This window comes from Kitasatospora sp. NPDC004272 (assembly GCF_053603035.1).
The window spans coordinates 18169-41720 of record NZ_JBSGET010000070.1; the positions used below are offsets into that span (position 1 = coordinate 18169).

Sequence of the window (23552 nt, forward strand, 5' to 3'; positions counted from 1 at the left end):
TGAAGAACGCCCCCTCGCCCGTCGGCGGGCATCACTTGCGGCGATTTCCGCAGTCCACTGGAAGGAGAAGAGGAACCGCTCGGAAAGAGGCGAAGGACATGGACCGGGCACCCCGGGTCGTCGTCGGCGTCTGCGGAACGCTCGGCGGAACGGCGGCCCTGCAGCACGGCGTGCGGGAGGCGGAGCGGCGCGGCGCGGTGCTCGTTCCCCTGACCGCGTGGGAACCCAGCCGGCAGGAGGGGCCCCGGCCGCTCTCCGAACTGGAACACGCCGCCCGCCGCCGGATGGACACCGCCTTCGCACGGACCTTCGCCGGCTACCCCCCGGATCTCCTGATCCACCCGCTGATCGTGCGCGGCGACGCCGGACCCGCCCTGGTCGCGGCCGCCGACGGCCCCGACGACCTGCTGGTGGTCGGCACGGGCGGCCACCGCACGCTCCGGCGGGCGCCGGCCGGCTCGGTCACCCGCTACTGCCGGGCGCACGCCCACTGCCCCGTCCTGGTGGTCACACCCTCGAACGGCACACCCGGGAGGCGCGGGGCGGGAGTTGACCCTACGTTGGCCGTCGAGGGGGTACCCAACGAAAGGTGTGCGTTTCGATGGCTGGGAAGTTCGAGCTGTACGTGGACGAGTCGGGCAACCACCGCTTCCGGCTCAAGGCGAGCAACGGTTCGGTCGTGGTGACCGGCGAGCCGGAGGAGTCCCGCGAGCAGTGCCTGAAGAACATCGAGTCGATCCGCAAGCTCGCGCCGTACGCGCAGTTGCTGGAGGCTCCGGTCAACGCCTGACGGCGGCGCCGCACCGGCCGGGCCGGGCCCCGACGGGCCGGGTCGCGCCGGGGGTGCGAGCCCGTGCCGGACCGAGGGGTCCGGCGCGGGCTCGTCGCCGTTGCGGGGTGGCGGGCCGGGGGTCGGGCATGCTGGCGGGGAGGACGGCGCGCGGACAGGGGGTTGCGGTGGGCGGGCGGGAGATCATGGCGGCGGCGGGGGTGCTGTTCCCCGACCGGGACGGGCGGGTGCTGGTGGTGCGGAACTCGTACCGGGCCAAGCACCCGATCGCGGTGCCCGGCGGCGGCTGGGATCGGGCGGACCCCTCGCCCCGGCACACCGCCGTGCGGGAGATCCGCGAGGAGCTGGGCGTCACCCCGGTGTTGCGCGAACTCGCCTGCCTGGACTGGTCGGTGGACCACGACCGGCCCCCGATCGCGGCCTTCCTGTACTGGGCCGAGCCGCTGACCGACGAGCAGCGGGCGGCGGTCCGGCTGGAGGCGGCGGAGCTGGACGCGATGGTCCACCTGCCCGCCGACCTGCTGCTGTCGGCCGTGCCGCCGCTGCTGTCGCGCCGGATGGGCGCCTGCCTGCGGGCGCCGCGCTCGGCCGCGCCGCTGGAGCTCGCGGACGGCCTGCCCGTCGGCCACTCCGTCCTGCACCTGCCGCCCCGCCCGGCCCCCGCGTACCTGGGCGCGGCCGTCCTGGCGGGCCTGCTGCCGCCGGGTGCCGGGCTCCAGGCGCCGCCCCCGCCGCTGGGCAAGCAGGCGTACTACGCCAGCCGCCCCAAGGTCCGGGCCAAGGCCCGGATGCTGTTCACCGACCCGGACGGGCGGGTGCTGCTGGTGCGGCTGAAGCCGTGGCGGGGCGAGGCGCCGTGGGTGCTGCCCGGCGGGTCGGTCGAGGCGGACCGGGAGTTGCCCCGGGCGGGCGCCCGCCGGGAGGCCCTGGAGGAACTGGGCTGGGAGCGCGAGCCGGGGCGGCTGCTGGGCATCGACTGGGTGACCGTCCACCCGTGGGACCCGCCGCACCTGTCGCTGGTGTACGACGGCGGGACGGCCGGGCCGGAGCTGCTGGCGGCGGTCCGCCTCCAGGAGGAGGAGATCGCCGAGTGGCGGCTGTTCGCCCCGCGGGAGGCCGCCCGGGTGCTGACCCCGCCCGCGGCGGGCCGGCTGGCGGCCTGCCTGGCAGTGCGCGCGCTGCCGCCGGCCGCCGGACCGGCCGAGTTGGTGAACGGCGCGCCGCCGGTCGCCGTCCGCTGAACCGACCGCGCACGCCGGGCCCAGCGGGTCCGCCGGGCCCGGTGCCCGTTCCCGGCGTCCGCCCGGCGGTTCGCGGCGGGTACCGGGGCCCCGGGCGGGTATGAATGGGCAGGTCGGGACGGTGTCCGCCGGTGCGGCGCGAAGATCGGGAGGCACGGGATGGCACGGTCGATCGGGTCCGAACTGGACGGTCGCGCGGTGCGGTCGCTCGGCGGCGGCAACCGGCTGGTGCTGCGCCTGGACGGCGAGTTGCTGCTGACGGTGGAGAACGACTTCCGGCTGCGGCACGGCACGGAGGTCGAGCACTTCTACCCCGCGCTGGGCCTGTCCCCCACCGGTGCGCTCGGCCGGCTCGCGGACGCCGCCATCACCGCGGCCACCGTCACCCCGGCGGGCGGCCTGCAGCTCGCCTTCGACACCGGCCACGTGCTGGCCGTCGCCCCCGACCCGGCCCCCGGCGGCCCGGCGCACCCGTGGCAACTCTCCTCCCCCGCCGGGCTGCTGTGCACCGGCGGCCCGGACGGCTCGTTCACCCCCTGAGCGCGGAGGGCCGGCCGCCGCATCCGGGTACCGGATACCCGGATGCGGCGGCCGGCCGGCGCGGTGAACAATGACCGGATGGAACTGCTCGCACGGGACGTGGACGTCCCGAGTCCGGCCCTGTACCGGGACGTTGAGCCGCTGATCCGGGCCCTGCGCCCCGCCCTGAGCGGTCCCGGTTTCGCCGCGTTCGCCGCCGAAGCGGCGGGCCAGGGCCTGGTGTTCACCGCCGCGTACGACGACGCGCCGTCCGGGAAGGGCCGTTGCGTGGCCGTGGCGACGCACCGGACACTGGCGACCAGCCGGGGGCGGATACTCTTCGTCGACGACCTGGTGACCGGTCCGGCGCTCCGCTCCGGCGGCGTCGGCGCCTGGCTGATGGGCGAACTGGAGCAGCGGGCGGCCCGGGCCGGCTGCGTGCGCGTGGAGTTGGACTCCGGCGTGGTCAACCAGGGCGCGCACCGCTTCTACCACGCGCGGCGGATGTCGGTGGTGGCCTTCCACTTCTCGCTGGACCTGCCGGACCACCGCTGAGCCGGGGGGACGGAACCCCGCCCGCGACCACGGCGTCAGTAGGATGACCGGGATCTCGGCAGGAAAAGGGGCAGGGCGTGTTCGGAATCATCAGGCCGTGTCGGCACCGGCTCTCGGAGCGGCTGCACGCCTCCTGGATGGCCCACCTGTGCGGGCTGTGCCTCGCGCTGCGCGACGACCACGGGCAGTTGGCGCGGACGGCCACCAACTACGACGGCCTGGTGATATCCGTCCTGGTCGAAGCCCAGTCCCCGAAGGCCGCGGACCGCCGCACCGCCGGGCCGTGCCCGCTGCGCGGCATGCGCAGCGCGCCCGTCGCCCGCGGTGAGGGCGCCCGCCTGGCGGCGGCGGTGTCGCTGGCGCTGGCCTCGGTGAAGGTCCGCGACCACGTCCAGGACGGTGACGGGCTGTTCGCCCGCCGCACCGTCGCCGCCGGGGCCCGCCGGGTCACCCGGCGCTGGGACCGGCAGAGCGCGGGCAGCGCCGCCGTCGTCGGCTTCGACACCGGCGTCCTGCTGGCCGCCGCCGGGCGGCAGGAGGCCGCCGAGTCGGCCGTCAGCGCGGGCGGACCGCTGCTGCTGGCCACCGCGCCCACCGAGGAGGCCACCGCCGCCGCCTTCGCCCACACCGCCGTCCTCGCCGGACGCCCCCGCAACGCCGACGCGCTCGCCGAAGCCGGACGCCTCTTCGGCCGCCTCGCCCACCTGCTGGACGCCGCCGAGGACCGCGCGGACGACGAGGCCCGCGGGCTGTGGAACCCGCTCACCGTCACCGGCACGCCCCAGGACGAGGCCGAGCGCCTCTGCCGGGACGCCGTCCACGGCATCCGGCTCGCGCTCGACGAGGTGGAGTTCACCGACCGCGCCCTCGTCCACCGGCTGCTCGCGCACGAGACCGGCGAGGCCGTGGACCGGGTCTTCGGGCGCCGCGGCCACCACGCCTGCGCCAACGCCGGCACCTCCCCGCCCGGCACCGATCCCCACGCCCCGTCGTCCCCGGACCACTCGCACGACTACGGGAAGCCGAAGCAGCCGCGTTCGCTGATCCCGGGCTGCGCGGTGTGGGCGGCGATGGCCTGCACCTGCCAGTTGCTGTGCTGCAGCCACGACGACCCGTTCACCCGCGAGCGGCGCGAGGGCTTCTGCCAGCGCAACGGCTGCGACTGCTGCGACGGGTGCGAGTGCTGCAGCAACTGCTGCGACTGCTGCGGGGACGACGGGTGCTGCAGCAGTTGCGGCTGCGACGGCTGCGACTGCGGCTGCGACTGCTGACCCCGGGGCGGAACGGGGAACGGACCGAGCGGGAGCGGAGGGTGGTGGCGGTGGCGGATCGACCGGACTTCCCGGCGGCGACCGAGCTGGCGCAGTGGGGCGGCTGGCCCGCGCTGCAGGAGCTGGGCGAGTCGGAGGACCCGTTCGAGGTGGCGGCGGTCGGGGGCAGTTGGCGGCCGAAGGACCGGCACTTCGGGGTGCTCCTGGACGGCCGGCCGGTGGCGCACGCCGGGTCCGTGGTGGCGCCGGTCGAGGCCGGCGGGCGGCGCTTCGAGGTGGCGGGGATCGGCGGGGTGCTGGTCGCGCCGCGCTGGCGCGGTCACGGGCTGGCCCGGGCCGTCGTCGCGGCGGCGCTGGACGCGGCGCGGGCCGACGGGCTCGGGTACGCGATGCTGTTCTGCCTGCCGGACCGGGCCCCGCTGTACGCGCACCTGGGGTGGACGGCGCTGCCGGGCCCGGTGACGGCCGAACAGCCGGCGGGGCCGCAGGCCGTCCGGCTCGGGGCGATGTGGACCGGCTTGGCGCCGGGGGCCCGCTGGCCCGGGGACGGGACGGTGCGGCTGCACTCGCTGCCGTTCTGAGCCGGGCGGCCCGGCCCGGGCACTCGGGGCGGCCGCGAACTCCCGCGCAGCTGCCGGGTGTTGGACAAGTCGCCTTCCTGGCAAGGCCGTTGGTGGGCCGTGGCGGGCGGTCGCCGCACCTGCCGCCGACCCCGGATCCCCGGAAGCCGCTCCGGGCGGGCGAGTTGGCCCCGGTGCGGCCGGGTCCGGCAGGGGCGCGGTTCGCGACCGTTGCAGGGCTGTTGCACCGGATGTGATCCGGGTCACGGTCGGCGGGGGCGGTTCGTGGTCGACTCTCCGAATGGTTCTGATGCGGGCGGTTCGGGTGGGTGTGGGCGTCGTGGTCGCGGCGGGGGCGGTGGCGGGCTGCGGGTCGGCCGCGGGGCCCGGCGGCGGGACGGCGGCGGCTTCGGCTTCGGGGAGCGCGGGGCCGTGCGGGGTGGCGCCGACGGCGGCGCCGGCGGGGTGGGTGCGGGACCCGGTGCGGATCGTCGCGGTGAGCGCGGACTGCCTGGAGTACGAGGTGACCAACCGGGGCTCCGAACCCGCTGACGTGACGGTGCTGTTCGGCTGGTCGGGCAGCGGGGGGCGGCTGTCGGTGGACCCGTCGGTGACGCAGCGGGCGCTGGCCCCGGGGGCGTCGGCGCGGGGGCGGGTCCAGCTGACCGGCGGCCCGGTGGAACCGGACCGGCCGACGGGCGGCGTCCCGACCGGCCCGGTGCGGCCGGACTCGCTGGTGAGCGCCGCGCCGGGTTCCTCGGGCCCGTCCGGTGCGGCCCGTCCGGTTCCCGGGGTGAAGGTGGTCAAGGTGCGCAGCGTGCCGACGGCCGAGGCGCCGTCGGAGGGCGGGGCGTGCCCGGCCTCGGGGGTGCGGGTGTACGCGGACCGGGGGGACGCGGCGATGGGGCTGCGGGTGGTGGGGCTGCACCTGGAGAACTGCGGGACGAAGGACGTCGTGCTGGACGGGTTCCCGCAGGTGGAGGTGCTGGACGAGGCGCACGCCGCGGTGCCGGGGGTGCGGACGCTGGAGGGCGGTTCGGCGATCGCGACGGGGACGGGTGCGGACGCGCCGGCGAGCCGCTTCACCGTCCCGCCGGGCGGCCTGGCCCGTTCGTCCCTGGTCTGGCGCAACACGAACGACGCCTCGTCCGATCCGGTGAACGCCCCGTACGCGCGGGTGCGGGCGACGCCGGGCGCGGCGCCGGTGATGGTGACGCCGGAGCTGGACCTGGGGACGACGGGGAAGCTCGGCGTCGGGGCCTGGGTGCCGGTCGGGCCCTGACACCCGGGCCCCGGCCGGGGTCAGCCGACGTGGACCCGGGGGCGGCGGCCCCGGTCGGGTTCGGCCTCGCGGAGCACCTCGCGGGTGACGGGGGCGACCTCGCCCTGGCCGAACAGGAAGAAGCGCAGGAACTGGGCGAACGGGCTGCCCTCGGTCCACTCGAAGTAGATGTGCGGGAGTTCGCCGGTGGTGTCGCGCACGTGCAGCAGTATCGCGGCGAGCGCGTTGGGGATGCTGGAGTGCTCCAGGGTGAGGACCCGGTAGCGGTCGTGCAGGACCTCGCCGCGCACGTGCAGTTCGGCTTCGAAGTCGGACGGGTCGAGGACGGTGACCTCGACGAAGACCAGGTCGTCCTCGACCGGGATGTCGTTGTCGGCGCGGATCTGGTGCACCTTGTCGCGGTACTCGGCGAGGTCGCGCCCGGCCGGTTCGTTGGCGATGAAGCGGATCGTGCGGTGCGCGGTGTCGCGCACGAAGCGTTCCGCGACCTCGTCCAACTGCACGTCGGTGACCCGGAGTTCGAAGGCGCGGGCGAGCCGGGAGGCGAGCGAGACCAGCACGATGCCGGCGATGAAGCAGGCGCCGATCTTGACGCCGTCGGGGCGTTCGGCGATGTTGATCGCGGTGGTGTAGAGGAAGACCGCGGCGATCACCGCGAAGCCGATGGTCCAGCCGCGCTGGCGGGCGGCCCGGGCGGCGATGGTGACGGCGATCGCCGCGGAGGTGATCAGCACCAGCACGCCGGTGGCGTACGCGCCGCCCTGCTTGTCGACGTTGGCGTCGAACAGCCAGGTGACCAGGAAGGCGATCGCGGTGAGCACCAGCACCATCGGGCGCACCGCGCGGGCCCAGTGCGGGGCCATGCCGTAGCGGGGCAGGTAGCGGGGCATCAGGTTCAGCAGGCCGGCCATCGCGGAGGCACCGGCGAACCACAGGATGGCGATGGTGGAGAGGTCGTAGACCGAGCCGAAGGCGCCGCCGAGGTAGTGGTGGGCGAGGTAGGCCAGGGCGCGGCCGTTGGCGGCGCCGCCGGGCTCGAACTCGTCGGCGGGGATCAGCAGGGTGGTGATGAAGCTGGTGGTGATCAGGAAGCAGCTCATGATCACGGCGGCGGTGGTGAGCAGCTTGCGGGCGCCGCGGATGCGTCCGGTGGGGCGCTGCTCGGTGTCGTCCGGGTCGCCCTCGATGTGCGGCATGACGGCGACGCCGGTCTCGAAGCCGGACAGGCCGAGGGCGAGCTTGGGGAAGACCACCAGGGCGACGCCGATCATCGCGACCGGGTTGCCGTGCTCCAGGGTCAGGGCGTGCGTCCAGTCGGTGACCAGGGAGGGGGCGCTGACCACGTGCCACAGGCCGACGGCGACCACCACCACGTTCAGCGCCAGGTAGACGCCGACCAGGACGACCGCGACGCCGATGGCCTCGCTGAAGCCCTTGAGGAAGACCGCGCCGAGGGCGGCGACCAGCAGCAGGGTGATCAGCACCTGGTGGCCGCCGAGCGCGCCGCGCAGGTGCGGGTTCTCCACCAGGTGGGCGGTGGCGTCGGCGGCGGACAGCGTGATGGTGATCAGGAAGTCGGTGGCGGCGAAGCCGAGCAGTGCGAGGACGAACAGCTTGCCCTTCCAGAACGACAGCAGCCGCTCCAGCATGGCGATCGAGCCCTCGCCGTGCGGACTCTCCTGGGCGACCCGGCGGTAGACCGGCAGCGCGCCGCACAGGGTGACCAGCACCAGCACGATGGTGGCGACCGGGGAGAGCAGTCCGGCGGCGAGCGCGGCGATGCCGGGCTGGTAGCCGAGGGTGGAGAAGTAGTCGAGGCCGGTCAGGCACATCACCCTCCACCAGCGCTGGCCGTGCTGCTGGTCGGTGGCCTGGGCGTGCGGGCCGGGGTGCTGCTTGGCCATGTCGGACAGACCTTCGAGCAGCCAGGCGCGGAGCCGCTGCCGGGCCGTTCCTCCGTCCGCGGGGGCGGGATCGACCACTGTGCTGACTCCTGTCGGGACGCGGGGCGCCCCGGGCCGCCGGAGGGTCCGGCCCGCGGGGCGAACTCCCACGTCAATGTAGGTCACGTCCGCCGCCGACCGGGGCAGGCTGGAGCGTAGCCCCACCCTTCGGCCCAGCGGCGCACCGGTCCCGGGGCGTTGACGGGCCCTTGGGACGGGGTTGGCGTACGGTTTGCCCCCGCACTGCGACTTGTGGCGTTTCGCCCGTTTCGGGACCATCGGCCCCGCCGGGGGGACCGCCCGGCCCTATCCGCGCGCCGCGCGGCTTCGACACGCTGCCAGCGGCGCGACCGCCCACGGGGGGCCGGTCGCGCCGCCGAGGAGAGGAATCCGCGCGTGCCCCACCCGCGCCGCCCGTCCGTGCGCCTGCTGACCCGCCGCCGGCTCGACCGCCGTCAGGAGGCGCACCACTGGCGGGGCCGGGGCGCGCGGTGCAACCCGCTCCGCCGCGGGGTGGACCGAGCCCGGCGGCGGGCGGTCGCCCTGGCGTGCTGCACCTCGGCGGCGGGCCTGGTCGCCGGTGCGGCGGCGGCCGGGTGCGCCCCGGGGCGAGCGTTCCCGTCCTGGTCGGCCCCGTCCTGGCTGCTCCCGTCCTGGCTGCTCCCGGCGGACCTGGTGACCGCGCCGTACGGGGTGGTGGACCGGGCGGTGCTGGGGCTGCTGGCGTTCGGGGCGGTGGCGGCCGGCGGGGCGTTCGGGCTGCGCTGGCGGCTGCGGGTGCTGGAGCGGCGGGCGACGGACTCCTGGGAGCGTTCGTGGCGGCGGGTGGAGCCGCTCTGGTCGGGGCGGGCGCTGCCCTGGTCGGACGGCGGGGACGGTGGTGGTGGCGACGGTGGGGGGCGGGGTGGGGCCGGGGAGCGCTGAGCCGATCGGAACCGGAAGCGGTTCGAGCACGTCCGGGCGGAAAGTGTCAAGGGCCGGTCGGGACCGTGCCGGGGACCGGTCGGGACCGCGTCCGGAACGGGGTCGGGGGCGGGTGGCCCTGTCGGTGGACGGGTGGGGTTTGGCAGACTGCCGGGTGTAGGGGTCTGCGAGGAGGAGTTGCTGCCATGTCCGAGGGTTCGGCGCCAATCAGGGTGTTCCTGCTGGACGACCACGAGGTGGTCCGCCGCGGGGTGCACGACCTGCTGGATTCGGAGCCGGACCTCCAGGTGGTCGGCGAGGCCGGGACGGTCGAGCAGGCGCTGGCCCGGGTGCCCGCGCTGCGCCCGGACGTCGCGGTGCTGGACATGCGGCTGCCGGACGGCGACGGCGTGACGGTCTGCCGGGAACTGCGCTCGCGGATGCCGCAACTGGCCTGCCTGATGCTCACCTCCTTCGACGACGAGGAGGCGCTGCTCGACTCGATCATGGCGGGCGCGGCGGGCTACGTGCTCAAGCAGATCAGCGGCACCGACCTGGTCACCGCGATCCGCACGGTCGCCTCCGGGCAGTCGATGCTCGACCCGGGCGCGACGACCCGGCTGATGGCCCGGCTGCGCGGCGAGGCGCCCGCTCCCGCCCCGGAGTTCCCGCAGCTGACCGACCGGGAGCGGGAGATCCTGGCGCTGATCGGCGAGGGGCTCACCAACCGGCAGATCGGCGAGCGGGTGTTCCTGGCCGAGAAGACCGTGAAGAACCACATCTCGCGGCTGCTCGCCAAGCTCGGCGTCGAACGCCGCGTGCAGGCCGCGGTGATCGCCACCCAGACCCTGGCCGCCCAGCCCGGCGGCGGTGAACGGGGGCACTGAACGGGGGCACCGAACGGGGCCGTCCCCGTCTCCCCGGTGGGTGGCCGTCCGCCGTTCCGGGGCCGGGGTCGGGCCGGGGCCCGGGTCGGGCCGGGGCCGGAGTCGCGGGGCGTTACTTCGCCGCCGGGTACAGGTCCGGGTACAGCACCGACTCCAGTGGGTCGGGCCGGCCGATCTCCCGGGTCCGGCCCAGGGCTTCGGCGAGCGGGCCCTCCCCGGCGACGGCGAGGGCGGCCCCGGCCGCGGCGACGTAGCGGGCGCCGCGCCGTCGGGCCGCGCTGAGCAGCATGACGATCCGTTGGCCCTGCCCGGCGGTGCGCAACCCGGAGAGCACGGCGGGGAGTTCGGTGGGGTCGCGGTGCTCCGGGACGCTGCGGACGATCCGGCTGGCCAGGTCGTTCCGACCGCCGCTCTGGTACAGGGCGAGCAGCTCGCCGATCCGCTCCGCCGGCCAGGCCCGGGCCGCCGCCTCCACCCAGGCGTCGGACTGCCGGCTGCGGATCAGGTGCGCCAACTCCCGTTCCGGCCCGGCGAGTCGACCGGCGGCGTCCAGGGCGCGGATCCACTCCGCGTACTCCGTCTCCCCCGCGTCGGCGTCCGGCACCCGGCCCGGGACGGACACCGGCCCGGGGCGGGAGACGGGTACGGACGCGGGGGCGGGGGCGGGGGCGGGTACGGACGTGGGTAGGGGGGCGGACGCGGGGGCGGGTGGCGCGGGCTGCTCGGTGCGGGTGGCGCCGAACCGGGCCGACAGGGCGTGGAGCCGGTCGCGCTGCCCGGCTTCGCTCATTCCGGCGAACAGGGCGGGGAGTTCGGCGGGGTCGCGCTGTGCCGCCGCGAGTGCGGCGAGGCGGTCGGCGAGGTCGGCGCGCCCGGCGGTGTCGTACGCGCCGAGCAGGGCGGCGAGTTCGGCGGCGGGCCAGGCCCGGGCGGCGGCGGCGATCCAGGGGTCGCTGCGGTACTCGGCCCCGCCACGGGCCAACTCGCTCAGCAGTAGCGGCAGTCGGCCGTCAGCGGCCGAGGAGCGGATCCGGTCCGCGTACTCGTCCTGCCCCGGCCCGGGGCGGTGCGCCGGGGGGTCGAGCAGTGTCACGGGGGCGGTGGGCGTGCGGAGTCGGGGCGCGTCCCGCTCGGTGGGGGTGCGGACCGGGGCGGCCGGGGCGGCGGACAGCGGGCGGAGGCGCGCGGTGACCTCGGCGGCGGAGCGGGGCCGGTCCCCGGGCTCCTTGGCGAGCAGGTCGAGGACCAGCCGGTCGAGCTCCGGGGGGACCGGCCCGGGAGCCTCCGGTCCGGCCGGGCGGGCGGGTTCGGTGAGGTGGCGCATCATCAGGGCGGCGGGTGCCCCGGTGCCGAACGGCGGTCGTCCGGTGAGGAATTCGAAGAGCACGCAGCCCAGCGAGTACAGGTCGCCCCGGTGGTCGCCGGAGCGGCCGTGGAAGCGCTCGGGCGGCATGTACGCCGTGGTGCCCATCACCCGGCTGTGCGAGTCGCTGAGGCCCTCGGCGTACTTGGCGATGCCGAAGTCGAGGACCTTCAGCCTCCCGTTCGGGGCGAGGAACAGGTTGGCGGGCTTCAGGTCGCGGTGGATGACCTTGGCGGTGTGCGCGAAGGCGAGCGCGTCGCAGAGTTGCAGCATCCAGTCCAGCGCCTCGGCGACCGGCGGCGGCCCGTCCCGGCGCAGTCGGACCGCGAGGTCGGTGCCGGTGAGCAGTTCCATCACCAGGTAGACCGTCCCGTCCGGCTCCCGGTCCAGGTCGTGGACGGTGACGATCCCGGGGTGCGCGAGACCGGCGGACAGCCGCGCCTCGTTGAGGAAGCGTCCGGCCGCCCGGGGGTCGTGCGGCTGGTCGTCGTGCAGCAGCTTGACGGCGACCCGGCGGTGCAGCGTGACGTCCCAGCCCTGCCAGACCTGGCCCATCCCGCCGCGCCCGATCAGCTCGTCCAGGCGGTACCGCCCGGCGAGCACCCGCACCTCGGCCACCTCTGCCTCCCCGGTCTCCCCGGTCTCCCCGACCGGGCCCGGGAGTTCTGCCCCGGGCCGGCCCGTCCCGAAAGCTACCAGCTCGCGGTGACCGGTCCGGGCCCGTTCGGGAGGGTCGTCGGGGCGGGCCGGAGGGTGCCCGCCGCTGCCTGTCCTGGCCGCTGGCTAGGGTCTCCCCAGGTGGTCGGCCGGTTCGTGGCCGACCGGTGGGCCTGGAGGGGCTAGTGCGGCGCTGGGAGCTGGTCGGCGGCGGTTCGGCGAAGTTCTGGGAGGCCGGGGCGGAGGGGGCCTCGGTGCGGGTGCGGTACGGGCGGATCGGCTCCGAGGGGCGGCTCCAGGTCAAGGAGCTGGCCGATGCGGCGGCGGCCGGGGCGCACCTGGCGAAGCTGGTCGCGGAGAAGGAGCGCAAGGGTTACCTGGCGGTGGGCGGGGGCGCCGCGGTGGACGGGGGCGCCGCCGGGCCCGGCGTGCCTGTTGCCGCCGCCGGGGCCGCCGTGCCCACCGGGCCCACCGCGTCCGCCGCGACCGCCGCGCTCCCGGACGAGGACGCCTTCACGCTGCCCGAGAAGTGGCGCGGGTGGGTGGTGCCGCGCCGCCGGGACGGGGTGCCGGTGCCGCTGCCCGAGGGGTGGCCGGTGGTGGAGGCGGCGGAGGTGGCCGAGCTGGAGGTCCGGCGGGTGGCCGAGCAGGGCGAGGCGATCGAACGGGTGCTGACCGCCCCGGAGTCCGAGCCGGGGCCGGTGGCCGCCGTCCGGGCGTACCTGGGCGGGGCGCCGGACGCGGCGGGTCTGGCGACCGTCACCGCGATGGTCAGGCGACCGGGCCCGCGGGACTGGCTGGAGCGGGAGTTCGAGGGCTGGCGGGCACGCTTCGGCCTGGGCACGGCGGTGCGGACCGCCCTGGCGTCCCTGGAGGTGGACACCGCCCGGGCACTGCCGGACCAGTGGCGCGCCAGGGTGAGCGCGCTGGACCTGGAAGCTCCGGGCTACCACTCGATGGCACACCACTTCCGGCTGCTGGCAGTCGCCCGACGGGCCCTGGCCGCTGCCGACGGGCCCGAATACGCTTCCGTGGTGGCGGAGTTGGCACAGCTGCGGACCACGACGCCGCTGCGCCGGGCGGTGACCGCGTACCTGGTGCCGGAGCGGGCGGACTGGGTGGACGAGTGCCTGGCCGAGGCCCCGGCGTACGGGCCGCGGGGCGGTCCGGTGCTGCGCACGCTGCTGCTGTGCGCGCTCGGCGGCGCGGAGCAGGTGGAGCGGTTCGGGTCGACCGACATCAGGTCGTACCTGCACTGGGATCCCCAGGTGGTGGCCACCCTCGCCGACGGGACGGGGCCGGCCGCCGGGCGGCTGTTGGCGGGCACGCTGGACTGGCAGGTGGAGGGCGAGGCGATGCGCCGGTACGCCGAGTACCTGACCGAGTTCCCGACCGACGAGGCGATGGCCGGGCTGGTCGACCGGATCGCCGACAAGCACGTCCGGCTGGTGCTGCGGACCGCGGTGGGGCGCTACCCGGTGCGGGCGGTGCGCCTGCTGGCGGCGGCCGCGCGGCGCTCGGGCGCCGACGGGCGGGCGGCCCGGCAGTTGCTGAACGGGCAGGTGGCGAAGCTGCGTTCGCGGCTGCCGGAGATCCTGCCCCGGCTGGACGCGGAGAGCGCCGCGTTCGTGCTGGCCCTGGAGGGCGCCCGGGAGCCGCTGCCCGAGGCCCCGCCCGAACGGCTGCCCGCACTGCTGGTCGACCCGCCGTGGGAGCGCCGGCGCACCGCTCGCGGCCCGGTGGTGCTGACCGACGCAAGCGCCGACGAAGCCCCGGAACTGCACTGGCTGGAAGGCGAGTTGGAGCAGTTCGCGGACGGGTCCGGATACCGCCGGGAGTTCCCGCCGGACACCGACTGGGCCAGGCAGGCGAACCGGGCCGAGATCAGCGGCTCGTTCTGGGACCGCTGCCAGGTCCTGCTGAAGGGACCGGCCGAGGTCATGGCCCCGTACCTGGAGTCCTGGCACCCCCAACTCCTGGCGGATGCGGGCGAGTCGCTGATGCCGGTGCTGGCGAAGTACGGCACCGCCGCGCTGACGTTGCTGCACGGCGCGGCGCTGAGCAATCCGGCCCAGACCGCGCCGGTGCTGCTGCCGGTACGGGACGCGACCGTGGCGGGCGTGATGGCGGACGCCCTGCTGCGGCTCAAGTCCGTTCATTCGGTGGCCCGTTCGTGGTTCGCCCGGCACGGGGTGGCGGGGGCGCTGCTGCTGGTTCCGGCGGCGGTCGGCAGGGCCGGTCGGGAGCGGGCCGCGGCCGAGCACGCACTGCGGCTGGTGGCCGCCCGGCAGGGGGCGGAGGTGCTGACGGCGGCGGTCGCCGAGCGGTACGGCGAGCGGGTCGCGGCGGTGGTCGCGGGGCTGCTGGCGGCGGATCCGCTGGAGGCGGCACTGCCCGCGAAGCTGCCCGCGTTCCCGGACTGGCTGCGCGTCGAGGCCCTGCCGCAGGTGCTGCTGGCGGACGGGGGCGGTGCGCTGCCGGAGTCGGCGGTGCGGAACCTGCTGACCGTGCTGCAGTTGGGGAAGCTCCGCGAGCCGTACCCGGGGCTGGCGCTGGTCGCCCCGGCGCTGCGGGCCGACACCCTGGCGGCGTTCGGCTGGGCGCTGTTCGAGGAGTGGCGGCAGAGCGGGATGCCGGCCTCGGGCAGTTGGGCGCTGCACGCGCTGGGGGTGCTGGGTGATGACGCGACGGTGCGCCTGCTGACGCCGGTGGTGCGCGAGTGGCCGGGGCAGGGCGCCCACCAGCGGGCGGTGGAGGGGCTGGACGTGCTGGCCGTGATCGGCACGGACGCCGCGCTGCTGCACCTGCACGGCATCGCGCAGCGGGTGAAGTTCAAGGCGTTGAAGGCCCGCGCGCAGGAGAAGATCGCCGAGGTGGCGGAGGGCCTGGGCCTGACCGCCGAGCAGCTCGGCGACCGCCTGGTGCCCGACCTCGGCCTGGAGCCGGACGGCAGCACCGTCATCGACTACGGCAGCCGGACGTTCACCGTCGGCTTCGACGAGCAGCTGCGCCCGTACGTGAAGGACGCCGACGGCAAGCGCCGCAAGGACCTGCCCGCCCCGGGCGTCAAGGACGACGCTGAACTCGCCCCCGCCGAACGCAAGCGGTTCGCCGCCCTGAAGAAGGACGCCCGCACCCTGGCGGCCGACCAGAGCGCCCGGCTGGAGGCCGCGATGGTCGCCGAACGCACCTGGAGCGCGGGCGAGTTCACCGACCTGCTGGTCGCCCACCCGCTGCTCGGACACCTGGTGCGCCGGCTGGTCTGGACGGCGGCTCCGGCCGGGGGCGACGACGGCACCGCGTTCCGGGTCGCCGAGGACCGCAGCTACGCCGACGTCCACGACGGGCCGTTCGCGCTGCCCCCGGACGCGGTCGTCCGACTCGCCCACCCGCTGCACCTGGCACCCGCGGACCTCGCCGCCTGGGCCGAGCTGTTCGCGGACTACGAGATCCTCCAACCCTTCCGCCAACTGGGCCGCCCGGTCGCCGCGTTGACCGAGGAGGAGGCCGCCGGGCACCGACTGCGCCGGTTCGAGGGGCACACCGTGCCGGTCGGGCGGCTGCTCGGGATGACCAAGCGCGGCTGGCGGCGCGGCGAACCGCAGGACGCGGGCGTGGAGTGCTGGATCCACAAGCCGCTGCCGAACGGCCGCCACCTGGTGATCGAGATCCAGCCGGGCATCACGGTCGGCCTCCCCAACGAGTTCGGCGACCAGACCTTCACGGCGGTCCGGCTCGACACCGATCCGGACGACCACTGGCGCACCGGCCGCACCCTCGTCCGGCTCGGCGAACTGGACGCCGTCACCGCCTCCGAACTGCTGGTCGACCTGGAGGAGTTGACCTCGGGCTGACAACGCCGCCGCCTGCTCCTCCGTCCGGGTCAGTGCGCCGGTCTCGCGCGGCTCGCGGCCCCGCCGCACCAGCGGCAGGCCGCGCGGCCGACCCGGGGTCGACCGGCTTGGGCGTGCCGAGCGCGTTCGCGGCGTCCCAGCGGTGCACCGGGGCCACCCGGGGGCGTCGGTGGGCTTCGTTAGGGTCTCCTCGCGGTAATGGGCTTGATCGTTCGGGGAGTTGGAGGAGCGCGTGCGGCACGGGGGACGGGACGGCAGGGGTGGCGGTGCGGTGGTGGCGGACGGGTGCGGCGGGCTGCCGGACGAGGACGCCTTCGAGCTGCCGGCGGCGTGGCGCGCGCAGGTGCTGCCGCTGCGCCGGCGCGGGGCGCCCGCCCCCGCGACGGAGGAGTGGCCGTCGGTGGACCCGGAGGACGCCTGGCAGCGGGAGGCCCGGGCGCTGAACGGCCTGGCGGAGGGGATCGAGTGGCTGATGGCCGACGAGCTGTCCGCCCCCGGGCCGGCAGCCGCCCTCCGGGCCTACCTGGACGGGGCGGAGGACCCGCTCGGAGCGGCGGTGGCCGCCGAGATCATCCGCGGCTCGACCGAACGGGCGGCCCTGCGGCAGGAGTTCGCGGACCGAGTGGCCTGGGCCGGGCTGCCCTTCGAGGTGCGGGCGGTGCTGGCCGCCTTCGAGGCGGCCCTCGCCCGGTGGTGGACGGGCTCCGACCACCACTACTGGCTGGCCGTCCTGGACCTGGAGGGCGACGTCTACTTCGACCTGACCGCGCAGTACGGTCTGCTGGCCGTCGCCCGGCAGGCCCTCGCCGAGGTGCCCGAGGACGAGTACGCGACCGTGGTCGGGGAGTTGGCGCCGCTGCGGACCACGCCGGTGCGCCGGGCGGCGATCGCGCACCTGGTGCCGGAGCGGGCGGACTGGGTGGACGAGTGCCTGGCCGAGCTGCCCGCGCACCGCGGCCGGACGGCCACCGTGCTGCACACCCTGCTGATGTCCGCGCTCAGCAGCACGGAGCAGTTGGAACGGCTCCAGGCCCAGCGGGGCGGCGCCTCCCCCCGCTGGACGCCCCGGCTGGTGGTCACCCTGGTCGACCGGGCCGGGCCCGCGGTGCTGGCCCCGCTGCTGGCCGAGCTGGAGCGGGGCCCGGAGTCCCGACTGCACGAACTCGCCGATCTGCTGGCCGAGTTGCCGACCGACGGGGCGATGCGCCTGCTGGTCCGCGCGAGCGGGGACCCGCACTCCCGCCGGCACCTGCTGGCGGCGGTACGGCGCTTCCCGGCGCGGGCGGTGCGCGTCCTGGCGGCGGCCGTGCGGGACGGCCTCGGCGGCCCGGGGGTCCGGGAACTGCTCGACCGGCACGTCCGGCTGTGGCGTTCGCGGCTGCCGGAGATCCTGCCCCGGCTGGACCCGGAGGGCGCCGCGTTCGTACTGTCGTTGGACGGCGCCCGGGAGCCGCTGCCCGAAGCCCCGCCCGAGCGGCTGCCCGCGCTGCTGGCCGAGCCGCCGTGGGAGCGCCGGCGCACCGCCCGCGAACCGGTGGTGCTGACCGGCCTGGCCGTCGAGCAGCACCCGCAACTGGTCTGGCGGGACGGCGAGTCGGCCGCCTACGCGGGCGGCGGCGACCCGTACTGGCGGTACCCGGCGGGCACCGACTGGGCCGAGGTGCTCGGGGAGTTGTCGCCGGGCGTCTTCGACTGGCGGATGGCCAGGCTGCTGGCCTGGGGCCCGGCCGAACTGGTGGCGCCGTACCTGGCGGACTGGCAGCCGTCGGAGTACCTGAGCCACGGCGGCCACCTGCGGCAGATCCTCGGACGGCACGGCACCGCCGCGCTGCGGCTGCTGCGCTTCGCCGCCCGGGAGCGGCCGGAGGAGGTCGCCCCGGCGCTGCTGCCGGTGCTGGACCCGGCCGTGGCGGGTCTGATGGCGGGCCTGCTGCGGCTCAAGTCGGCCCAGCCGGCGGCGCGTTCGTGGTTCGCTCGGCACAAGGTGGCGGGGGCGCTGCTGCTCGTCCCGGCGGCGCTCGGCCCGGTGGGCCCGGAGCGGCAGGCCGCGGAACACGCACTGCGCCGGGTCGCGGCGGCCCGGGGCGCGGACGCGCTGTTGGCGGCGGTGGCCGAGCGGCACGGCGAGGAGGCCGCGGCGGCGGTCGCGGACGCCCTGGGCCCCGGCGCCCTGCTGCGGACGCTGCCCGCCCGGCTGCCGGTGCTCCCGGAGTGGCTGCGCACCGGCGTGCTGCCGCAGCTGCTGCTGGCCGACGGCGGCGGGGCGCTGCCGGAAGCCGCGGTGCGGAACCTGCTGGCCATGCTGCAACTGGGCCGGTCGCACGACCCGTACCCCGGCCTGGCGGCGGTCGTACCGGCACTGCGGGCGGATTCGGCGGCCGCCTTCGGCTGGGCGCTGTTCACCGAGTGGCAGCGCAACGGTGCTCCGCCCAGGGCCAGTTGGGCGCTGCACGCGCTCGGCGAACTCGGCGACGACGACACCGCCCGCCGACTGGCCCCGCTGCTGCCCCGGCTCTCCCACCAGCGCCAGGTGGACGCCCTGGACGTGCTGGTGTCCCTCGGCGGCCCGGAGGCCCTGGCGCAGTTGCACGGCGTGGCCAGGGCCGCGAAGTCCTCCGCGCTCGGGGAGCGGGCCCGGGAGCGGGTGTCGGAAGTCGCCGAGGCGCTGGACCTGACGGCCGAGCAGCTCGCCGACCGGCTGGCCCCGGGCCTGGGCCTGGACCCGGACGGCCGCACGGTGATCGACTACGGCAGCCGGACGTTCACCGTCGGCTTCGACGAGCAGGTGCGGCCGTACGTGCTGGACCCGGCGGGCAGGCGGCGCAAGGCGCTGCCCGCGGCGGCGGCCGCGGACGACCCGGAGCTGGCGGCGGCCGGGCGGCGGCGGTTCACCGCGCTGAAGAAGGACGCCCGGGCCTTCACGGCCGAGCGGACGGCCCGGCTGCGGAACGCGATGACCGCCGAACGCACCTGGAGCGCGGGCGAGTTCACCGGCCTGCTGCTCGCCCACCCGCTGCTCGGCCGGCTGGTGCGCGGGCTGCTCTGGACGGCGGACGGCGCCGCGTTCCGGGTCGCCGAGGACGGGACCTTCGCCGACGTCCGCGACGAGCCGTTCGCGCTGCCGCCGGGTGCGGTCGTCCGGCTCGCCCACCCGCTGCACCTCACGGCCGCGGACCTCGCCGCCTGGGCAGAGCTGTTCGCGGACTACGAGATCGTCCAGCCGTTCCCGCAACTCGCCCGTCCCGTCCTCGGGTTGACGGAGCAGGAGGCCGCCGGGCACCGGCTGCGCCGGTTCGAGGGGCGCACCGTCCCGGTCTGGCGGCTGCTCGCCCTGACCGGGCGCGGCTGGCAGCACGTCGAGCCTTCGCGCAGCTACCGCGGGGTGGCGGAGCGGTTCCACCGGCCGCTGCCGGACGGCCGCCACCTGGTGCTCGCGCTCGACCCGGGCCTCCGGGTCCACTCCCCCGCCGAGGCGGTCGAGCAGACCCTCGAAACGGTGTGGCTCGGCGCTTCCTCCGGCTCCTACCGGCCGGAGCACCAGGAGGCCGGCGCGCGGCTCGGCGACCTGCCGCCCGTCCTCGTCTCCGAGCTGCTGGCCGACCTGGAGGAGCTGACGGCCGGGCCGCGGTAGCCGAGCCGTGCGGGAGCATCGGCGGGCCTGGCCAGGGTCTCCCCCGGTGTCCGACTCGCCCACCCGCTGCACCTGGCACCCGCGGATCTCGCCGCCTGGGCCGAACTCCTCGCGGACTACGAGATCATCCGACCCTGCCCCCAACTCGGGCGCACGGTGCGGGGGTTCACCGAGCAGGAAGCGGCCGGGAGCCGACTGCGCCGGTTCGAGGGGCACACCGTGCCGGTCGGGCGGCTGCTCGGGATGACCAAGCGCGGCTGGCGGCGCGGCGTCCCCCTGGAGGCGAACGTGGAGCGCTGGATCCACAAGCCGCTGCCGGACGGCCGCCACCTGGTGCTCGAACTCGACCCGGGCATCACGGTCGGCGCCGCCGTCCACCTCGGCGACCAGACCTTCACGGCCGTGCGGCTCGACACCGATCCGGACGACCACTGGCGCACCGGCCGCACCCTCGTCCGGCTCGGCGAACTGGACGCCCTGACCGCGTCCGAACTGCTGGCCGAACTGGAGGAGTTGACCTCCTCCTGAGCCCGGCTGCGGGCGGGCCGGGCGCACGGTTCCGGCCACCTTGCCCGCGCGGCCCCGGCGGTCTGCCGGGGTGGAACGCGACGGGTGGGGCGGCCGGTGGTGAGTGCGGGTGGGCGCTGGGGCGGGACGGGGTGGCGGGCCCCGTGGGGCGGGCCCGGGATCGGCCGGGACCGGGCGCACCGGGGGGCTGGGCGGCCGGGGTCCGCCGCTCCTAGCATGTAGTCGCCGCCGGGCCGGGCCCTGCGGCGGTGGCCGCCCCGCGGCCGGACGCCGTGGCAGCCGGCGTCGAGGACAGCACCGGGCGCCCGGGTTCCGTGACCGCGCCCGGGTTCCACCGCGCACCGCGGCGCTCCCGCGGTGACGTCGGGCTCCCCGCTCCGAACCGTTCGACCCGTTCCGAACCGTTCGACCCGTCCGGCTCCGGCACCTCGCAAGCCCCGGCAGTTCGCAGACCCCGGCACCTCGCAGACCCGGCTCACCACGGGCCCGGCCCCGGCACACCGCCGACCGGTCCGCGTCCGGCCGACCGGCCTGCGTCCAGCCGGTCGGCCCGCGCCCCACCGGTGCGCACCGGACGGGAATCACCAGCGCACGTCCCGCACGCAGTCGGCACCCGTCCTCACCACCCTGGGGGTCAACGCCCATGCCCGTCCGTCCCGCCGCGCCCGTACGCGGCTCCCTCCGCCTCGTCCCGCTCGTCCTGGCCCTGCTGGCCGCCCTGCTGGCGGTGGCCGTTCCGGCGGCCGCCCCGGCGCACGCCGCGGTGCCCGACCGGTGGGGCTTCGCCTACCTGGACAACCCGACGCCGCCGCCCGGCTACGTCCCCGACCCCTCGCGCCAGTGGGGCAGTTGGCCCACTCCGGCGACCAACCCGGTCAAGGTCGACCAGACCGGCACCGGCACGTACACGGTGCACTTCCCGCTGATCGCCGGCCCGGGCGGGGTCGCGCACGCCACCGCCGTCAACCGCACCGGCACCTGGTGCCAGATCCAGGGCTGGGGCACCGCCGGCACCGGACTGGACGTCAAGGTGGCCTGCTACAACCCGGGCGGCGCGCCGGACAACTCGCCGTTCACGGTGCTGTTCAGCAGCAGCACCGGCACGCCCCCGCCGCCCGGCGGCGACTACGGCTACCTGTACTCGCTGCCCTCCGGCGCGCTGCTCTCGCAGTACAACTCCGCGGGCGGGGCGAACACCTCCGGCCACGGCTCGACCGGCCTGTGGAAGGCCTGGCTGCCCGGCCTGGGCTCCTCGGTCGAGGTCGGCGACGTGCAGGTCACCGCGGTCGACGCCGCGCAGGGCGCGCGCTGCAAGGTCGCGGCCTGGTACCCGGCGAGCACCGGGCAGACCTTCCTGGTGGCCTGCTTCGACTCCACCAACACGCCGTACGACACCGCCTGGACGCTCAGCTACTCGGTCAAGCGGGCGGTGCACGGCCCGGCGTTCCCGCCGAAGTCCTTCGGGTACCTCTGGTACAACGGCACCGTGCCGGCCGGGACGAACTTCAACTCGGTGGGCGGCACCAACACGCTGAGCACCGGCGTCCCGTCCGCGGTGCTGATGCCCGGTGTGGCCGTCCCGTCCGACCACGCGCAGGTCACCGCGTACGGCAGCGGCCCCGGCTGGTGCCAGCTCGCCCTGCCCTGGACGCGCAGCTCGGGCACGGTGAAACTCGCCCCGCTGTGCTTCAACCCGGGCGGCTCGCCGGTGGTGGCGCCGTTCCTGCTGGCCTACACCTCCGCGTTCTGAGCCACCTCCTGACGCTCCGTCAGATGCCGCCCCGATGCCGCCGGTTCCGGTGGTGTCGGGGCGGCTGGCTAGGGTGTGGCGGTGATCGATCATCGGGGTACGGGCGCGGGTACGGGCGCGGGCGCGGGTACGGGCACGGGTACGGGCGCGGGAGGCGCGGTGCGGCAGGGGGAGCCGGTCGGCGGGGCGGAGCGGGAGGACGCGTTCGAGTGGCCGGCGGCCTGGCACGCGCTGGTGGTGCCGCGGCGCGGTGGCGGCGCGTCCTCGCCCGCGGTGTGGCCGGGCCCGGCGGCGGTGGCCGCCGAGGACGCGCTGATCGACGGGCACCGGGAGCGGTTCGAGCGGGTGAGCGTGGCCGCGGACTCCGACGGGGAGCTGGTCCGGGCGGCCCGGGCCTACCTGGGCGGCGCCCCGGACGCGCTGGGCGCGGCCTGCGTCGCCGCGATACTGCCCCCGCTGCACGCGGAGGACCACGCGGGCGGGGCGCTGCTGGTGGACGCCTGGACGGCGCGGCACGGGCTGGCGTTCGCCGTCCGGGCCGCCCTGGCGACGCTGGACGTCGGCTTCCGGCGGGCCGGGCCCGGCCACCCGGCGCCGGCCCTGACGGCGGCGGCCCCCGACGCGTACGGCTACGGCGCCGAGCAGACCAAGGTGCTGCGCTGGGCCCGCCACCTGCTGTCGGTCGCCGACGCCCCCGCCCACCGGGAGGCCCGGGCGGCGGCCGGGGCGGAGCGGTCGGGCGGGTACCTGCGGCGGCTGGGCACCGCGTACCTGTTCCCGGAGGCCGAGGGCTGGGTGGACACCTGGATCGACGAGCTGCCGCACCACCAGCGCGAGCCGCTGCGGGCGCTGCTGCCGGCCTCGCTCGGCAGCCGGGCGCAGGCCGTCCGGCTGGCGCCGCTGCTGGACCGGTTCAGCTGGTCGGCGGAGTCGGCGGCGACCGTCGCGGACGGCCTCGGGACGGACGCGGTGCCGCTGCTCGCCGGGGCGCTGCGCCGGCTCGACAGCGGTGACGAGGCGCCCCGACTGGCCGGGCTGCTCCTGGAGTTCCCCTCCGACGAGGCGTTCGGGGCGCTGCTGGGACGGGTGGACGACAAGTCGGTGGCGCCGGTGCTGTGGCAGGCGGTGGAGCGCTACCCGGTGCGCGCGCTGCGCCTGCTGGCGGCGGCCGCCCGGGACGGCGGGGCGACCGCGCGCCACCTGCTGGAGCGGCAGCTGCGCTCCCGCACCGGGGACGCGGCGGAGCTGATCGGCGGGCTCGACCCGGCCGCGGCCGGGTTCGTGCGCACGCTGCCCGCCGCGGGCCCGGCCGGTGCGGGACCGGCCGGTGCGGTGGCCGGGGAGCGGGAGTGGCCCGCCGTACTGGCGTCCCCGCCGTGGGAGCGGCCCCGTCCGGCCGGGCGGCCGGAGGTGGTGGCGGTGGCCGTCGACGGGTCGTCCGCGCTGCACTGGCAGGACGGCGAGCGGGAGTCGTGGATGGCGGAGGCGCTCGACTCCCACGAGTGGCGCACCCACCCCGACGACACCGACTGGGCCGTGGTCGGGCCGGAGGCGTTCCGCACGGCCACGAACTCGCTGACCGTCTGCCGGCTGCTCTGGCAGGCCCCGGTGGAGGTGATGTCCCCGCTGTTGCCGGAGTGGCGGCCCGAGCTGAACCCCGGGGCGGACGTGCTGCGCCCGGTGGTCGCCAAGTACGGCGCGGCGGCCGTGCCCGTGGCGCTGCACGCCGTCGGGCTGCGGCCCGCGCAGCTGGCGCCGCTGCTGCTGCCGGTGCTGGACGTGGCGGCGGCCCGGCTGATGGCGCAGGGCCTGTCCACC

16 protein-coding genes and 1 pseudogene are annotated in these 23552 nt (G+C 76.6%); 15 read left to right on the top strand and 2 right to left on the bottom strand.

All coding sequences use genetic code 11. The features are described 5' to 3' along the window. Window positions 1-98: 98 nt before the first annotated feature. From ACWEO5_RS21855 to ACWEO5_RS21890, 8 genes are all read left to right on the top strand, one after another. Entirely contained in the window at window positions 99-686 is a 588-nt protein-coding gene (locus ACWEO5_RS21855; protein ID WP_452163957.1) for a universal stress protein, read from the top strand. Then, window positions 602-790, top strand: coding sequence for a YegP family protein (locus tag ACWEO5_RS21860; RefSeq protein WP_344557286.1), 189 nt, complete (start codon window positions 602-604; stop codon window positions 788-790). The genes ACWEO5_RS21855 and ACWEO5_RS21860 overlap by 85 nt, the downstream gene beginning before the upstream one ends. A 167-nt stretch (window positions 791-957) precedes the next feature. Beyond that, the gene (locus ACWEO5_RS21865; protein WP_452163958.1) at window positions 958-2031 is read left to right on the top strand and encodes an NUDIX hydrolase; all 1074 of its coding nucleotides are present in this window, start codon (window positions 958-960) and stop codon (window positions 2029-2031) included. A gap of 159 nt (window positions 2032-2190) precedes the next feature. Continuing rightward, window positions 2191-2571, top strand: a complete 381-nt coding sequence (locus ACWEO5_RS21870; protein WP_452163959.1) for a DUF6188 family protein — start codon at window positions 2191-2193, stop codon at window positions 2569-2571. Between the two features lie 78 nt (window positions 2572-2649). Then, the gene (locus ACWEO5_RS21875) at window positions 2650-3105 is read left to right on the top strand and encodes a GNAT family N-acetyltransferase (RefSeq protein ID WP_452163960.1); all 456 of its coding nucleotides are present in this window, start codon (window positions 2650-2652) and stop codon (window positions 3103-3105) included. Between the two features lie 77 nt (window positions 3106-3182). Beyond that, window positions 3183-4376, top strand: coding sequence for a DUF5685 family protein (locus ACWEO5_RS21880; protein ID WP_452163961.1), 1194 nt, complete (start codon window positions 3183-3185; stop codon window positions 4374-4376). Between the two features lie 50 nt (window positions 4377-4426). Beyond that, a complete protein-coding gene (locus ACWEO5_RS21885) occupies window positions 4427-4957 on the top strand; it encodes a GNAT family N-acetyltransferase (protein WP_452163962.1) in 531 nt (176 codons plus the stop codon). A 475-nt stretch (window positions 4958-5432) separates the two neighbouring features. Continuing rightward, window positions 5433-6218: a DUF4232 domain-containing protein gene (locus ACWEO5_RS21890; protein ID WP_452163963.1), complete on the top strand. Its 786-nt coding sequence runs from the start codon at window positions 5433-5435 to the stop codon at window positions 6216-6218. 20 nt (window positions 6219-6238) lie between these two features. Here ACWEO5_RS21890 and ACWEO5_RS21895 read toward each other — a convergent pair whose 3' ends face one another. Further along, window positions 6239-8122 (bottom strand): amino acid transporter, encoded by a 1884-nt coding sequence (locus ACWEO5_RS21895; RefSeq protein WP_452163973.1) that lies wholly within the window; start codon window positions 8120-8122, stop codon window positions 6239-6241. A gap of 435 nt (window positions 8123-8557) precedes the next feature. On the opposite strand from ACWEO5_RS21895, the gene ACWEO5_RS21900 reads away from it, so the two are divergent. Together ACWEO5_RS21900 and ACWEO5_RS21905 are read left to right on the top strand one after the other, a co-directional pair. Continuing rightward, entirely contained in the window at window positions 8558-9085 is a 528-nt protein-coding gene (locus ACWEO5_RS21900) for a hypothetical protein (RefSeq protein ID WP_452163964.1), read from the top strand. 185 nt (window positions 9086-9270) lie between these two features. Continuing rightward, on the top strand, window positions 9271-9951 hold the full coding sequence (locus ACWEO5_RS21905; RefSeq protein ID WP_452163965.1) for a response regulator: 681 nt from the start codon (window positions 9271-9273) through the stop codon (window positions 9949-9951). A 112-nt stretch (window positions 9952-10063) separates the two neighbouring features. Here the strand turns inward: ACWEO5_RS21905 and ACWEO5_RS21910 are convergent, their stop codons facing one another. Beyond that, the gene (locus ACWEO5_RS21910; RefSeq protein WP_452163966.1) at window positions 10064-11932 is read right to left on the bottom strand and encodes a serine/threonine-protein kinase; all 1869 of its coding nucleotides are present in this window, start codon (window positions 11930-11932) and stop codon (window positions 10064-10066) included. Between the two features lie 224 nt (window positions 11933-12156). On the opposite strand from ACWEO5_RS21910, the gene ACWEO5_RS21915 reads away from it, so the two are divergent. The 5 genes and pseudogenes from ACWEO5_RS21915 to ACWEO5_RS21935 form a co-directional block, all read left to right on the top strand. Then, window positions 12157-15825: a DUF4132 domain-containing protein gene (locus tag ACWEO5_RS21915; protein WP_452163968.1), complete on the top strand. Its 3669-nt coding sequence runs from the start codon at window positions 12157-12159 to the stop codon at window positions 15823-15825. A 232-nt stretch (window positions 15826-16057) separates the two neighbouring features. Beyond that, complete coding sequence (locus ACWEO5_RS21920) at window positions 16058-19456, top strand: DUF4132 domain-containing protein (protein ID WP_452163969.1); 3399 nt, start codon at window positions 16058-16060, stop codon at window positions 19454-19456. 27 nt (window positions 19457-19483) lie between these two features. Continuing rightward, the gene (locus ACWEO5_RS21925; protein WP_452163975.1) at window positions 19484-19984 is read left to right on the top strand and encodes a DUF4132 domain-containing protein; all 501 of its coding nucleotides are present in this window, start codon (window positions 19484-19486) and stop codon (window positions 19982-19984) included. A 643-nt stretch (window positions 19985-20627) separates the two neighbouring features. Continuing rightward, a complete protein-coding gene (locus ACWEO5_RS21930) occupies window positions 20628-21734 on the top strand; it encodes a hypothetical protein (RefSeq protein ID WP_452163970.1) in 1107 nt (368 codons plus the stop codon). Window positions 21735-21893: 159 nt separating this feature from the next. Then, window positions 21894-23552 (top strand): annotated as a pseudogene (locus tag ACWEO5_RS21935) (hypothetical protein); the annotation flags it as partial.

What these genes read in the sequence shown, in the direction of transcription:
- ACWEO5_RS21855 (WP_452163957.1), top strand. Translation starts at nt 99, where the DNA reads ATGGACCGGGCACCCCGGGTCGTCGTCGGCGTCTGCGGAACGCTCGGC.
- ACWEO5_RS21860 (WP_344557286.1), top strand. Translation starts at nt 602, where the DNA reads ATGGCTGGGAAGTTCGAGCTGTACGTGGACGAGTCGGGCAACCACCGC.
- ACWEO5_RS21870 (WP_452163959.1), top strand. Translation starts at nt 2,191, where the DNA reads ATGGCACGGTCGATCGGGTCCGAACTGGACGGTCGCGCGGTGCGGTCG.
- ACWEO5_RS21875 (WP_452163960.1), top strand. Translation starts at nt 2,650, where the DNA reads ATGGAACTGCTCGCACGGGACGTGGACGTCCCGAGTCCGGCCCTGTAC.
- ACWEO5_RS21895 (WP_452163973.1), bottom strand. Translation starts at nt 8,122, where the DNA reads ATGGCCAAGCAGCACCCCGGCCCGCACGCCCAGGCCACCGACCAGCAG.
- ACWEO5_RS21905 (WP_452163965.1), top strand. Translation starts at nt 9,271, where the DNA reads ATGTCCGAGGGTTCGGCGCCAATCAGGGTGTTCCTGCTGGACGACCAC.
- ACWEO5_RS21930 (WP_452163970.1), top strand. Translation starts at nt 20,628, where the DNA reads ATGCCCGTCCGTCCCGCCGCGCCCGTACGCGGCTCCCTCCGCCTCGTC.